The organism is Desulfosporomusa polytropa, from assembly GCF_055380075.1.
Map to the genome: position 1 here is coordinate 4,396,586 of NZ_AP042400.1, position 14,602 is coordinate 4,411,187.

Below are 14,602 nucleotides of genomic sequence, written 5' to 3' on the forward strand. Positions count from 1 at the left end.
TCAGTTAGACCACCAGTTGTCCCTGAAATTTAGGAGACGAGCTCTGCTGTTCCTTTGATAACATTTCCATAATCCGTTCTAAATCTTCATTGGAGTAATATTCTATTTCAATCTTACTCTTCAACTTGCCTGGTTTAATTCTCACCTGGGTACCTAATATTATCTTTAACCTATCTTCAAATTCATTCATGAAAAATTGGTTGTCTTCTTCTGTTTCTTCAAGTTTTGGCTCAACCTTCTTTACTGGGCGTTTGGATGCCAACCGTCGAACCAATTCTTCCGCATCACGCGCTGATAAATCTTCATCAATTATTTGGTTAGCTGCATTAACTTGCATTTCGGCAGATTCCAACGCTAACAACGGTCTTACCTGCCCCATCGTCAATGTTCCACGTGAAACAAAATCTTGAACTTCAGGTTGTAGATTAAGCAACCGAACAATATTAGCAATCATGGATCGGCTACGTCCAATTTTTTGCGAAACCTCTTCTTGTGTTAATCCGAATTCCTCAATAAGGCGACGAAAAGCAATCGCTTCCTCAATAACATTAAGGTTCTGGCGTTGCAAATTTTCAACAAGCGCGATCTCCATCATTTCAGCATCAGTATACTCACGCACTACAGTCGGTATCTTCTTTAAACCCACTAATTGAGAGGCACGCCACCGACGCTCCCCAGCCACTAATTCGTAACCGGTAAGCGTCTTACGAACAACCACAGGTTGAATAATCCCATGCTGGCGAATTGATTGAGCTAACTCAGCAAGTGCCTCTTCATCAAAGTCACGACGCGGCTGATGTGGGTTAGGAATAATCTCCTGAATAGCAATTTCATTAATGGGTTCACTACTCACAGCTGGTTCCCCTGTATTTGGCGCACCAAACAAGGCATCTAGTCCGCGTCCCAAACCACGTTTACTCATCACCAATCACCTCACGTGCTAAATCAAAATATACTTCCGTCCCCTTAGATTTAGGATCATATTTAATAACAGGCTGTCCATGACTAGGTGCCTCACTTAACCGTACATTTCTAGGAATAATAGTTCGGTACACTTTATGTCGAAAGTGGTTTTTTACCTCATCCACTACCTGAATGGACAAGTTAGTACGAGCATCAAACATGGTTAATACTACACCTTCCAGCGTAAGAACTGGATTAAGATTTCTCTGTACTAGATTAATCGTGTTCATCAACTGCGTCAAACCTTCTAACGCATAAAACTCACACTGAATGGGCACAAGTACAGAATTAGCGGCTGTCAATGAATTGATAGTAAGTAATCCTAATGACGGCGGACAATCAATAAGAACATACTCATAACTGAATTTGGCTTTGTCCAGTGCTCGCTTAAGTTTACCCTCACGCGACATCATTGATACCAATTCAATTTCAGCCCCAGCCAATTGAATTGTTGCTGGCAAAAGCTTAAGATTGGCAATTTCAGTTTGTACAACAATGGATTCCACCGGAACATCATTTATCAATGCATCATAAACACAGTGTTGAATCGAACCTTTATTAAAACCCAAGCCACTGGTAGAGTTACCCTGTGGATCAATATCAACCAACAGTACTTTTTTTTCTAGCTCTGCCAAACAAGCCGCAAGGTTTACCGCAGTAGTCGTCTTACCGACGCCTCCCTTTTGATTGGCAATAGCAATCACTTTAACCAAACTTTTTTCACCTCAACATAGATTATGTTCCATCTTTTCATTCCACATATCTATGTGATTTCCTGCCAAAAAATGCAGAAAAAAGTTATGTTTACATAACTATCTGTTATTTCGCTAATAATTTATTAAGTCACAGCTCTCTTGGCTTTAATTAATTATAAAAATATACTATAATGCTAATAATACCTCACTTTATTAAGGAGGTTTCTTATTAATGCCAACTTATTATCCTAGTTTAACTACTGTTAGCCTTGACAAAACCAGACACTATGCGAGCCTAGACCATACAGGCGATTTTTCTACTACTTTACTTACTGAAGCGTGTACGCAGGCACAATTACTGTCTATCCCTAAAGGAGTTTGGCAACTATATGCCTATGACCAAGACGCCCATACCATTCTAGCAAATGAACCTGTTGTGCTAACAGCTGACAGCATCATTAGGCATCTGGTCGGAGCGGTCGAAGTAGCCATCATGGCAGTAACTATTGGCCTGCACTTGGAACAAGAAGTATCTAATCTATTTTTAAAAAATCAATACACATTAGGACTGCTCTTGGATGCAGCCGGAACAACAGCAGTTGAAATGTCCTGCGACGCAGTCTGTAGTGTAATTGCACAGCAGGCCGCCCAAGGAGGCTTAGCCCTCGGCAGTCGCGTTAGTCCCGGTTATGGCGACTGGCCTATCGAAATACAATTTGAGGTCTTAGAGCTGGCAGCAGGCGCCAGTATCGGCCTCAGTGTCACTGATACCAAAATGCTAGTGCCACGCAAGTCGGTTACCGCCATTGTTGGTCTATACCCCTACCATCATCGAATTAGCCTAACAAATCAGCAAGCTCTGTCCAGCGATAAATGCGACCAGACTAGCTGCCAAGCGCGAAAGGAGACAAATAAGAATGATCCAGGTATTTGACGGTGCAATGGGCACAATGTTACATCAGGCTGGCCTGAAGCCAGGCCAATGCCCTGAATTATGGAATATCGAGGAACCTGCTAAAATAACAGCTATTCACCGCCAGTATGTAGCAGCAGGAGCCACTATAATTGAAACAAATACGTTTGGTGCTAACCGTATAAAACTCTCACATTATGGTCTGGAAAGCAAGGTAGCAGCCTTAAATACAGCAGCCGTAACCGCCGCTCGGGAAGCCGCCGGTATCCAGACCAAGGTAGCCGGTTCGGTTGGTCCAACAGGTAAATTTATTGCACCACTAGGAGACCTTAGCTTTGATAGCGCCTACGAAGTTTTTTACGAACAAATTTCAGCTCTTGACCAAGCCGGTATTGATTACATAATAATTGAAACAATTATTGATATCCAAGAAATGCGCGCCGCTCTCCTAGCCGCTAAAGCAGCCACCCGCAAGCCAATAATCTGCCAACTGTCCTTCCAAGCTGATGGTCGGACAGTCACCGGTACTGATCCTCGTACAGCAGCAATCACCTTGGAAGCACTTGGGGCCAACGTGATTGGCGCTAATTGCTCACTAGGTCCAGCACAACTCTTGCCAGTAATTGAGACACTAGCTCAGAACTGTTCCATCCCGCTTAGTGTTCAACCGAATGCTGGTATGCCACAATTGGTGGACGGCCAAACGATTTTCCCTATGACAGCAGCGGAAATGGCTAATTGGATTCCCAGATTAGTTGCTGCTGGCGCCACCTATATTGGCGGTTGCTGTGGTACTACACCAGCCCATATCAAAGCCATTCGTCAGACAATCGACAGCCTTCCCCCGCAAAATGTACAGCGAAATCCTGCTTTTACCGCCTTGACCAGCCGCACTAGAACAGTAAGCATCGGCGCACAATTTGCACCTGTCATTATTGGTGAACGCATCAATCCCACTGGGCGCAAAGCATTGGCAGCCGACATTAAAGCTGGCAATTTTATTACTGTAAAAAAAGAAGCCCTGGCTCAGATAAAAGCCGGTGCCGGTATTTTAGATGTAAATATGGGAGTACCTGGTATTGATCAGGCCATAACCATGAAACAGGCTATCGAAGAGTTATCCACCCTTGTTGACGTACCGCTAGCCATCGATACCACTGACCCAGCAACGCTCGAGGCGGGCCTAAAGGCCTATCCCGGTCGAGCACTTATCAATTCAGTCACTGCCGAAACCGAGCGGTTGGAAACCTTCCTCCCACTTGCCAAAAAGTACGGCGCTGCGGTATTATGTCTGCCGATAGCTGACAACGGCGTACCATTAACAGCAATTGACCGTATTGCGGTAGCTAAAAAGCTAGTAGCGCTTGCACAAGAATATGGCTTACGCCGTCATGACTTGCTACTGGATGCGCTGGTTATGACAGTAGCCACTGATGCTAAGGCTGCTGCTGAAACTCTGCTAACCCTCAAATTATACCGGGAACAACTTGGCTGCCCTGCCGTCATGGGTCTTAGTAATGTCTCCTTTGGTCTGCCACGGCGTGATTTAATGAATGCAGCTTTTTGCGCTATGGCAGTAGATGCTGGACTTGACGCACCAATTTTGAATCCGTTTGACCCATTAATGCAGGATGTATGGTCAGCTGCTGTTGCTTTAAGTGGGCGTAATCCTCAAGCCGTAGTTGAATACAGCAAAAAATATGTAGATATGCCTGCCCTGCCGCAAACCAACTCCACTGCAACTCCTGATATATTATCACAAATTCGCCAGAGCGTTATTAATGGCGAAACAACCGGGGTAGCACCGCTAGTACGACAGGCGCTGACTGAAAACCTTACCCCGCTAGTTATTACAGACCAGGCATTGACAGCTGCCATGAATGAAGTTGGCCAGGCCTTTGGCCAGGGACGTTGTTTCCTGCCTCAGGTGTTGCTATCTGCCGAAACCATGCGTACAGCCTTTAACACCATTAAAGAGGTATTGCCAGCCCATCAAGCCCAAAGCTTGGGTACGGTACTCCTGGCTACAGTAAAAGGCGATATTCATGATTTGGGGAAAAATATCGTAGCAGCTTTAATGGAAAACAATGGTTTTACAGTCATCGATCTAGGTAAAGATGTTGCCCCTGAAACGATCGTAGCGGCTGCCCAAAAACATCAACCGCAGATCATTGGCTTATGTGCACTAATGACGACCACCATGCCGCAAATTGATAGTACCATTGCCGCGCTTAAAACAGCTGGTTTTGCTGGTAAAACCATCGTAGGCGGCGCTGTTCTCACTGACAGCTATGCTCGTCAGTCCGGCGCTGATGCCTATGCTGACAATGGCGTGACAGCTGTCAATATCGCCAAACAATTGCTTGGCAGCTAGTCAAGGAGACGCTATATGAATCAGGACCAATATCGGGGAGCACTATTAGGCCTGGCTGTTGGCGACACCTTGGGCAACGCCTGGCAGCTTTACCCCCATAACCAGACTAATCAGCGGCGGTCGTTTTAATCTTACCCCTGGTCAATGGACGGACGATACATTATGGCCTTATGCCTAGCCAACAGTTTAATTAATTGTCAGGGCTTTGCTGCTGGTGCATTACTAGCAGTAAATCCGGGAGAAGATGCCGACACCACCGGAGCTGTCTACGGACAACTCGCCGGTGCCTATTATGGTGCTAGTGGCATACCTGCAGACTGGCTTGCCAACTTATATCAAAAAAGTTATATTCAAGAGGTAGCTGACAATTTATTCGAACTATATACAACGTGTTAAGGACTTTTGCAGGTAGGTGGTGCGTTGTCAATGCATCACCTGCCTGCGCCTACAAACATCTTTACTGCGGAATATATATTTAAGAAAAACCATTAACGCGGTCCTTTGGCTTACGTTGAGTCAATGGAATACAAGGAGAGGTGTTTTACTTTTGGCATTGACCCAAAAGTAACAAAAAGTCTAGGCCCTAAGCCTCCAAAAGCTGAAAAGCCGGGCGATATTCCTAAAATCCGTAAACTCGCTACGCTCAAACAGTACGGATTTTTTAACGGAATACCGCCCGGCTTTTCTCCTGCGGAACGCTTTTTCCGGCAAAGGCCGGAGAGTACGGGAGTTGCGGAAGTTACGGGGGGTGCCGGAGTACCACCACCTTATGGGGGCACAATTTCTGTAAGACAAGGGGGTGGCGTTACTATCTTAGGGGGGTTGAGTTAACAAGACAAAACTACCGTCTCGTTGCTCAAGACGGGCGTAAACAGTACGAAGGCACAGGCGGCCGTTATGCATAAGCGGAGGTTAAGCGCTAGCGGCAAAGCTTTGTATGGCGGCCGCCTGTGCCGGGTTTTGTACTTGACACCCCTTGTTTTATAACGCCACCGCCACTCCCAAAACTTATAACTTGCAGTAAAGCACAAAACCCCCTATTTTAGGGGGTTTTGTGCTTTACTGCAAGTTTACCGTCGATTATTCTTGACCTGGATACTGATGTTTACATAATCGCCTTCAATATCCTGCTTTACTTTAATATCCATACCGCTTTTCTTCATTTGGGATACAACACTATTTATCGTATTAATAAAAATACGCACATCCTTTATTATCTTGACTACCGTCTGTTTAGGTGTAGCCGACTTTTCCCGGGAAATAGTATTCGAATAGTTTTCAATTAAATCTTCGGTTTCCCGGACATTTAGACTATTTTCCTTCACACCAGCAAGTACTTCCATCTGGATGCGAGAATCGTCTATTTTCAACAAGGCACGAGCATGGCGTTCTGTTAAGCTCTGGCCAACAAGAACCTGGCGCACTTCTGGTGCTAACTTTAACAACCGTAGTTTATTAGCAATGGTCGATTGGTTTTTTCCAACCCGCCGAGCTAGCTCTTCCTGGGTAAAATTAAAGCTGGCAAGCAAATGTTGATACCCTTCGGCTTCTTCTAAAAAGTGCAGGTCTTCCCGTTGTAAATTCTCAATCATGGCCAGTTCAGCCATTTCTTTGTCATCAAGCTCCCGGACAATCACCGGGACCTCGCTGAGACCTGCCAAACGAGAAGCTCGCAGACGCCGCTCACCGGCTATTAGCTCATAAAGCTCTCCTTGTCGGCGCACTAATAATGGCTGAATTACCCCAAACTCCCGAATAGACGCAGCTAACTCTTGTAATGAATCATCATTAAAGGTTTTACGTGGCTGAAACGGGTTAGGGATAATGTTTTCAGGCGATACTCTATGTACTGATTGCAATTCAGCAACATTGATTTCTTCTGTATTATTAGGAGCAGTATTAGCTGCATCCGGCTGTTCTTGTGTAACAGTCGGAACAATTTCCGGAACATCCGCGGGAATAGTTGGCGAAGCCTCTCCAATACCAAACAGCTTAGCCAAATTTCTCATGATTCCACCACCTACAAAACAATTGCGCTATCTATGTTAGTTCTTATATTCTGCAGATAATGATATTTTCCTTTAAATCATAAGGGCTTTTTTTCCGGGGTCCCCGCCTTGCGCGGATAGATTTGTGGCGTACTTGCAATTTTTTTTATATAAATTACTGCCCGCTTATCGGTAAGGCCTGGTAAGTTTACTGGTTTGATATTTTCGATTTTGCCGCCCAGCAACGTTACTGCCCTGTCTGCTTCCCGTACCTCTTCCTCGTACTGGGCTCCCTTCAACGCAATAAACCAACCACCGATTTTAACAAACGGCAGGCATAACTCGCATAGTACATTAAGCCTAGCTACAGCCCGCGACACCGCAAGCTGATATTGCTCCCGGTGTTGTTTGTTTTTTCCGGCCTCTTCGGCCCGGGCATGAACAGTCTGCACCCCATCGAACACCAAATCATCGATAACCTCACGCAAAAAATTCAACCGCTTATTAAGCGAATCCATTAGTGTAAGCTCAATATCCTGCTGGAAGATTTTAAGCGGAATACCAGGAAACCCAGCCCCAGTACCAACATCAATTAAGCTGACGCCAGGCGTAAATAGCTCTGTCTGATAGCAAGACAACGAATCAATCATATGTTTAACAGCCACCTCATGCGGCTCAGTAATTGCGGTTAAATTTATCTTTTCATTCCACACTAACAAACGCTGGTAATAATGTTCCATAGCGACCAGTTGGTCTGCTGCAAGATTTAGCCCATATTCAGTGGCTGCTTTCATAAGTATATCCTGAAAATGTTCCATAGCTTATCCCCTTCATTCTTTCCTGCCCCGCCGCTGCTCCAAATGGACCATTAATATCGAGATATCTGCAGGCGAAACGCCGGAAATACGAGCAGCTTGTCCTACTGACAGAGGCTGAATTTTATTTAGCTTCTGACGTGCTTCCAATGCGAGCCCGCTAATTTGACTATAATCAATATCTTCTGGCAGACGTTTAGCCTCAAGTTTAGCCGAACGCTCTACTTGTTCAATCTGTTTTTGAATATAGCCTTCATATTTTATAGAAATTTCCACTTGTTCACGCACTAATGCCGGTATCTCTGGCAATGAAAACTGTAAGCGCATCGCTTCATAGCCAACCTCGGTACGTTTAAGTAAATCGTATAATGTAATTCCTGTCCGGAGTTCAGCAGTACCGAGGGCTGCCATTTTTTCCTGGATTTCAGGCAGCGGGGTAATCTGTATGCTTTTCAGCAACTCTAACGTCTGATCAATAGCCGTCCGCTTGGCAGCAAAGCGCTCATACCGCTCACTGGTAACAAGTCCAATATCCCGTCCTTTTTCTGTCAACCGGAGATCCGCATTGTCTTGCCGCAAAATAAGGCGGTATTCAGCTCTTGAGGTCATAATCCGATAAGGTTCACTAGTTCCCTTGGTCACCAAATCATCAATCAATACACCAATATAGGCGTCAGCACGGGATAAAATAAAGGGTGGGCACTGCTTTACCTTTAGCGCTGCATTAATGCCAGCCATTAACCCTTGCGCCGCAGCCTCTTCATATCCGGAAGTACCATTAGATTGACCGGCAGAAAATAATCCCTGCACCTTTTTCGTTTCCAGTGTCGGTTTAAGCTCAGTAGGATCAACACAGTCATATTCAATAGCATAACCCGGACGCATAATTTCGACCTGTTCCAGACCGGGAATGGTTCTCAGAAAGGCTAACTGGACATCTACCGGCAGACTTGTCGACATCCCCTGGATATACATTTCCGTGGTACTTGTTCCCTCTGGTTCCACAAATACCTGATGTGCCAATTTATCAGCAAAGCGCACTACCTTATCCTCAATAGATGGGCAATAACGCGGACCAGTTCCTTCGATAATCCCCATGTATAAAGGCGCACGATGCATATTATCACGAATAATGGTATGGGTCTGCTCATTCGTATATGTCAGCCAACAGGGAATCTGTTCGCGAGTGGCCATATCACTCAAAAAAGAAAAATTATGAGCCACATCGTCTCCTGGCTGAATGGTCATTTTACTGGTGTCCACTGTCCGGGCATCCACTCGCGCCGGTGTGCCGGTTTTGAACCGCATAAGCGCAATCCCTTGTTCTTTAAGCGCCGTTGACAACTTTTCCGCCGCTCGCTGGCCGGCTGGACCACCAGGGTAATTAATTTCTCCCAGAATAATTTTACCCCGTAAATAGGTACCTGTCGCAATAATAACACAGCTAGCACTATATACTTCGCCCAGCTCAGTCACTACTCCGATGACATGCCCATTCTCCACAAGTATATTATCAATTAATGCCTGTTTAACAGCTAAATTAGGTTGAGTTTCCATAGTATGCTTCATAGTCAACTGATACAGGCGTTTATCAGCCTGCGCTCTGAGGGCATGTACTGCCGGCCCTTTGCCGGTATTAAGCATACGCATTTGAATACAAGTCTTGTCGGTATTAATACCCATTTCACCGCCAAGTGCATCAATCTCTCGCACCAAATGCCCCTTAGCAGGCCCGCCAACTGCCGGATTACATGGCATCATCGCAATATTATCCATATTAAGCGTGGTAACTAGCGTACGGCAGCCCAGTCTGGCTGCTGCCAACGCCGCTTCACACCCAGCATGCCCAGCACCAATTACCACAACATCATACTTATCTGCTTGAAACAAAATTTTCACCTCATCTTACTACTGCTCTACCAAATTACTATTTACCAATACAAAATTGTGTAAATATCTGATCAATAATATCCTCGCCTACAGTATCACCTGTTATTTCACCAAGCTTATCCCACGCTGCCCGGAGATCAACAACAATGCAATCTGATGGCATACCATCCCCAATGGTCGCCATTGCCTCAGCCAGTCGCCTCTGAGCCTGCCTTAAAGCATCAGCCTGACGAACATTACTAACAAAGGCAGCTTCCCCTTGACTAACCTGGCCACTATAGACCATATCAGCAATTACCTGTTCCAACTCCGCCAAACCTTGGCCTTGTTCTACCGAAATCTTTAGTACCAACCGGTCAGTCGTATATTTTTCTATTTCATCAACCTCTAGCTGAGCCGGTAAATCACTCTTATTAATTAAAACAATTGCTTGCTTACCTGCTAATAGGGCTAATACCGCTTTATCTTCTGATGATAACGGTGCTGACGAATCTAATAATACCAAAATCAGGTCAGCCTGGCCAACCAGTTCACGCGCCCGCTCAACCCCAATTTTTTCTACCACGTCTGCGGTTTCGCGAATTCCGGCAGTATCAATAATTTTAAGCGGTATACCGCGAATATTAACATATTCTTCAATAATATCTCGGGTTGTACCAGGAACATCGGTAACAATAGCCCGCTTTTCCCGGAGTAAGGCATTAAGCAAACTGGATTTACCAACATTAGGTTTACCGATAATAACGGTAGCCAAGCCTTCCCGTAAAATCCTGCCTGTTTGCGCGGTCGCCAATAAAGCAGCAAGCTCTACATCAGCCTCTTTTATTAATATTGCAACATCAGCTGCAGCCGCCTCCTCAATATCCTCTTCTGGAAAATCAATAGCAGCCTCTAGTTGAGCAATCATTCGTAAAATAGTATGTCGCAAGCTTTTTACCTGTTCTGACAACTTTCCTGATAAATTGCCCACTGCCGCCTTAAGGGATGTATCGGTCTTAGCCCTAATAATGTCAATTACCGCTTCGGCCTGCGCCAAATCCAACCGCCCGTTCAAAAAAGCCCGTTTAGTAAATTCACCAGGTTCAGCCAACCTTGCTCCCGCTTTCAGCGTAAGCGCCAACACTCGTTGTAGTGGTACCGGTCCCCCATGACAATGAACCTCCACAATATCCTCACAGGTATAAGACCGAGGGGCGCGCATAACAATAAGCAGCACCTCATCAACCTTCTCAGCACTGTCAGGGTCAATAATATCGCCATACAGCACTTTATGAGACACAGCAGCAGTCACCTGTTTACCTACTTTACTAACAAACAACTTGTCCGCAATAGCTAGCGCTTCACTACCACTTACTCGGACAATACCAATGCCACCTTCGCCGATTGCGGTAGCAATTGCGCTAATAGTATCATCACTAGTCAACCCAATCAACAATCTTCCACTCCTCACAAAGTTTTAATCGAAATAACGTTCTACTCCTGCTATATAATGTGTTATCGACGTTTGCATCACTTACCTGCGCCTGCAAACCTCTTTACGCGGAATATATTGTAGGATAAAATATATTTAGGATTGCAACCCCTAGTCTACTTATATTACTATGTAAATATATACATATTCCCTGCCGCTTTCTAGGTTCCTGCTTACCATCATCATCAATCGCTACAGCTTTTTCAATACACTACCAGCCTCCGCTAGCCAAATTATTTATGCGGAATTGTTATTATTTACCTATTAAAGTAAAAATACTCATAAATTTATTATTAATTACAAACTATTAGCAGGTAAACTAACCATAACCTAGAAATAATAACTACTGATGTTATCCTGCTAGTATATTATTGAAAAGGAAAGAAGGGATGGCAATGTCTGAAAAAAAGGGGATTTTGCTAGAAACCGGAACTAACGAATTTGAAATAGTGGAATTTTCTATTGGACCGGTTAGCTATGGCATTAATGTAGCAAAGGTAAGAGAAGTTATTAACCCCCTGCCTGTGACTAAAATGCCCAATGTTCATCCATGGGTTGATGGTATATTTACCCTGCGCGGCCGGGTTATGCCGTTAGTCAACCTGCCCCGCTGCCTGGGTGCTGAGTCATCCACTACTTCACCAAAGGTAATTGTAAGCGAGCTTAATAATTACTTTGTTGCCTTTCTTGTTGATGAGGTATCACGCATTCATCGTATCTCCTGGACATCTATGGAACAGCCGCCCAATATTGCCAACTCTGAAATGGTTGTCGGTATAATAAAAATGGCGGAAAAAATGGTCGTTTTATTAGACTTTGAAAAAATAGTAGCTGACATTAACCCAGAGATGAACGAAAAATTTAATCAAATTACTTCTGCAGCCCCTAACATAATGGATATTCGTAAAAATAAAACTCTCCTCGTAGCCGAAGATTCCAGAATGCTGCGTGATTTATTGCTAGGTACACTGCACAATGCCGGTTATGCCAATGTTATTTTAGCTGAAAACGGACAAGATGCCTGGCAAACAATTGAGAAACTAGCCGCTGATGGCGAACCTATCGAAAATAAACTACAACTGGTGATAACCGATATTGAAATGCCACAAATGGATGGCCATCATCTCACCAAACGCATCAAGGAAAATGAAAAACTTAAACATTTGCCGGTAATTATCTTCTCCTCGCTAATCAATGAAGAAATGCGTTTAAAAGGTCAGTCTATTGGCGCTAATGGACAAGTTTCCAAACCGGAAATCGTTGAACTAATTGATCTAGTAGATAAATTCATTCTTTAAAAAAAATACTACCCGCCAAGGGTAGTATTTTTTTTCCCTTATTATTGTCAATACTTACTAAGCATTGTACAATATTGATGAAAGCGAGGTGTCAGTATGAGCAGTGAATCTAACTATTATAGTATTATATTAAAAGGGTGCTCCCACCGGGAAAACCTGGGACGCCGCCTGGAAAAAACATTATTACGCGGACATTTAGCCATAAAAATGGCTTTGGATACTATTCCTTCAGTCATTATTTACAAAGGTAATGTAGATATGATCGGTCCGATCTTTCAAGCTTTGCTAGCAGAATACGCAGCCATTACCATTCTTGCAGATGGCGTGCCGCCTGCGTTACCTATCGCAAAAAAATACCGGGATTTCCCCAATATAAGCCCTGAACTACAAGCACTGCTCGTGAGTGTCCCTGAAAACCTTTGGCTTGGTGAGGCCATCCATCGTATTGCCCCTGCTAATTTTTTGGACGAAACTGGTGCCTTGGTAGTATCTAGCCATGCAATCTATTTTATTGATAAGCCTGCAGGTGATACTAACTGTCGTTGGTTAATAATCCCTTATGGACAACTCAATGACCCCCTTACTCTTGGTGAACAAGAAAATCATTTAATCATAAACTATCATGATGATGCTGGCCAACAAAATGATATATTTACCATACCGACAGAATTGGTAACCGCTGTCAAAAAATCTATAGAACAAGCCAAATTGGCTGGACGATATTTGACTAAAATTAAAACACACTGTCCATCCTGTGATTATTCAACTGAAGATACTCTTGCTAATGCCCCGTTTGAACCACACTGCCAAAGTTGCGGTCAACCCTATCAACGTACCATAATTGCATAACACAATAAAGAGCGAGCTCTTTATTGAATACAAATAGGTAAGCCGGGGATATCCCCGGCTTACCTATTTGCTGCCATTTTTTAAGGCAATAACTACTTTGCGGTAGGGCTCATCGCCTTCACTATATGTAACAATTCGATAATCATTCTGCAATGCCATATGGATAATCTTTCGCTCCTGCGGGCTCATAGGTTCAAGTACAACCCTTTCGCCACGCCTCTTAACCTTATCTGCTAGCCGCATAGCCAGTCTAGATAATGTTTCTGCCCGGCGTTTACGATAATCCTCCACATCCAAAATAATTCGGCTACGTTCACTCGCATCGCGATTCGCTGCCAAATTAGTCAAATATTGCAGTGCATCTAATGTCTGACCATGTTTACCAATAAGCACACCTAGATCTTCACCGTGAAGATTAATAACCACGTGATCATCATGTGGTATCTTTTCCATGGTAACTGCAATATTCATAGCCTCAAATACTTTTACTAAAAACTGCCTTGCTTCTTCTACCGAATCGATAGCACGGACAGTCACACTTACTCTGGCAAGCTTAGAACCGATAAACCCGAACAATCCTTTACTGGGAACTTCCAATACCTCATAATCAATCCGATCGCGGGTTACTTCAAGTTCAGCAAGGGCCAGTTCAATTGCTTCATCAATGGTTTTTCCTGTTTTTTCTACAGTATTAAGCTTACCACTCATTCTTAGCGTGCCTCCTCACCAGAAACTGACGATTTATTTCGATACATAAACCACTGCTGAAAAATCTGGAATAAATTGCTTATTACCCAGTAAAGCACCAGCCCACCAGGGAAGGATAAGCTAATATAGCCAATAAACAACGGCATAAATATCATCATCATCTTAGTCTGCTGAGTCATCTCGGTAGTTGTTTGTTTTTGCTGATAATAGGTGGTAGCAGCAGACAAGACAGGTAAGATATAGGTAGGATCAGGCTGCGCCAAATCTGTCATCCACAAAAAGCTTGGTGGTTGTTGCATATAATGGTAATCGCGTATAGCAAAGAAAATGGAAATCAAAAATGGCATTTGCACTATTAAAGGCAAACAACCTGCCAATGGATTAACCCCAGCCTCTTTATATAGAGATGCTAATTCTTTATTTAGCTTTTCCGGGTTACCTTTATATTTTTCCTGCAATTGCTTCATCTTAGGCTGAATGTCCTGCATGGCTTTCATTGACTTTACTTGCTTGACAGTTAACGGATACAAAATCGCTTTAATTACGATGGTCAGCAAAATTATGGCAACACCATAATTGGCGTAACCCAGCGTTATTGTCACATTATAAAAGAAAGTCAATGCACTTTGCATTATGTT

The 14,602-nt window shown here is 43.9% G+C and carries 13 protein-coding genes; 5 read left to right on the forward strand and 8 right to left on the reverse strand.

Going from position 1 to position 14,602, the window contains the following annotated elements:
* Positions 1 to 4: 4 nt before the first annotated feature.
* Positions 5 to 922: a ParB/RepB/Spo0J family partition protein gene (locus tag ACZ449_RS22350; RefSeq protein ID WP_464258256.1), complete on the reverse strand. Its 918-nt coding sequence runs from the start codon at positions 920 to 922 to the stop codon at positions 5 to 7.
* The gene (locus ACZ449_RS22355) at positions 915 to 1,676 is read right to left on the reverse strand and encodes a ParA family protein (RefSeq protein WP_464258257.1); all 762 of its coding nucleotides are present in this window, start codon (positions 1,674 to 1,676) and stop codon (positions 915 to 917) included. The genes ACZ449_RS22350 and ACZ449_RS22355 overlap by 8 nt, the downstream gene beginning before the upstream one ends.
* A gap of 214 nt (positions 1,677 to 1,890) precedes the next feature.
* Here ACZ449_RS22355 and ACZ449_RS22360 point away from each other — a divergent pair, with 214 nt between their 5' ends.
* The 3 genes from ACZ449_RS22360 to ACZ449_RS22370 all read left to right on the forward strand — a co-directional run bounded on the left by ACZ449_RS22360 (position 1,891) and on the right by ACZ449_RS22370 (position 5,341).
* Positions 1,891 to 2,592: a methionine synthase gene (locus tag ACZ449_RS22360; protein WP_464258258.1), complete on the forward strand. Its 702-nt coding sequence runs from the start codon at positions 1,891 to 1,893 to the stop codon at positions 2,590 to 2,592.
* Positions 2,576 to 4,945, forward strand: coding sequence for a homocysteine S-methyltransferase family protein (locus ACZ449_RS22365; protein ID WP_464258259.1), 2,370 nt, complete (start codon positions 2,576 to 2,578; stop codon positions 4,943 to 4,945). The genes ACZ449_RS22360 and ACZ449_RS22365 overlap by 17 nt, the downstream gene beginning before the upstream one ends.
* 162 nt (positions 4,946 to 5,107) lie before the next feature.
* Positions 5,108 to 5,341 carry an ADP-ribosylglycohydrolase family protein gene (locus tag ACZ449_RS22370; RefSeq protein ID WP_464258260.1) on the forward strand — a complete coding sequence of 78 codons (234 nt, stop codon included), beginning with the start codon at positions 5,108 to 5,110 and terminating at the stop codon, positions 5,339 to 5,341.
* Positions 5,342 to 6,015: 674 nt separating this feature from the next.
* Here the strand turns inward: ACZ449_RS22370 and noc are convergent.
* From noc to mnmE, 4 genes are all read right to left on the reverse strand, one after another.
* A complete protein-coding gene (gene noc / locus ACZ449_RS22375; RefSeq protein WP_464258261.1) occupies positions 6,016 to 6,954 on the reverse strand; it encodes a nucleoid occlusion protein in 939 nt (312 codons plus the stop codon).
* Positions 6,955 to 7,031: 77 nt separating this feature from the next.
* A complete protein-coding gene (gene rsmG / locus ACZ449_RS22380; RefSeq protein ID WP_464258262.1) occupies positions 7,032 to 7,751 on the reverse strand; it encodes a 16S rRNA (guanine(527)-N(7))-methyltransferase RsmG in 720 nt (239 codons plus the stop codon).
* A 12-nt stretch (positions 7,752 to 7,763) separates the two neighbouring features.
* Positions 7,764 to 9,638: a tRNA uridine-5-carboxymethylaminomethyl(34) synthesis enzyme MnmG gene (mnmG, locus tag ACZ449_RS22385; protein ID WP_464258263.1), complete on the reverse strand. Its 1,875-nt coding sequence runs from the start codon at positions 9,636 to 9,638 to the stop codon at positions 7,764 to 7,766.
* Between the two features lie 37 nt (positions 9,639 to 9,675).
* Positions 9,676 to 11,061 carry a tRNA uridine-5-carboxymethylaminomethyl(34) synthesis GTPase MnmE gene (gene mnmE / locus ACZ449_RS22390; protein ID WP_464261921.1) on the reverse strand — a complete coding sequence of 462 codons (1,386 nt, stop codon included), beginning with the start codon at positions 11,059 to 11,061 and terminating at the stop codon, positions 9,676 to 9,678.
* Positions 11,062 to 11,504: 443 nt separating this feature from the next.
* Between mnmE and ACZ449_RS22395 the strand changes: the two genes are divergently transcribed.
* A complete protein-coding gene (locus ACZ449_RS22395) occupies positions 11,505 to 12,407 on the forward strand; it encodes a chemotaxis protein (protein WP_464258264.1) in 903 nt (300 codons plus the stop codon).
* Positions 12,408 to 12,503: 96 nt separating this feature from the next.
* Positions 12,504 to 13,256: a hypothetical protein gene (locus ACZ449_RS22400; protein ID WP_464258265.1), complete on the forward strand. Its 753-nt coding sequence runs from the start codon at positions 12,504 to 12,506 to the stop codon at positions 13,254 to 13,256.
* A 63-nt stretch (positions 13,257 to 13,319) separates the two neighbouring features.
* Here the strand turns inward: ACZ449_RS22400 and jag are convergent, their stop codons facing one another.
* Both jag and ACZ449_RS22410 read right to left on the reverse strand, forming a co-directional pair.
* Complete coding sequence (jag, locus tag ACZ449_RS22405; protein WP_464258266.1) at positions 13,320 to 13,964, reverse strand: RNA-binding cell elongation regulator Jag/EloR; 645 nt, start codon at positions 13,962 to 13,964, stop codon at positions 13,320 to 13,322.
* Between the two features lie 2 nt (positions 13,965 to 13,966).
* Positions 13,967 to 14,596, reverse strand: coding sequence for a YidC/Oxa1 family membrane protein insertase (locus ACZ449_RS22410; protein ID WP_464261922.1), 630 nt, complete (start codon positions 14,594 to 14,596; stop codon positions 13,967 to 13,969).
* Positions 14,597 to 14,602 lie beyond the last annotated feature (6 nt).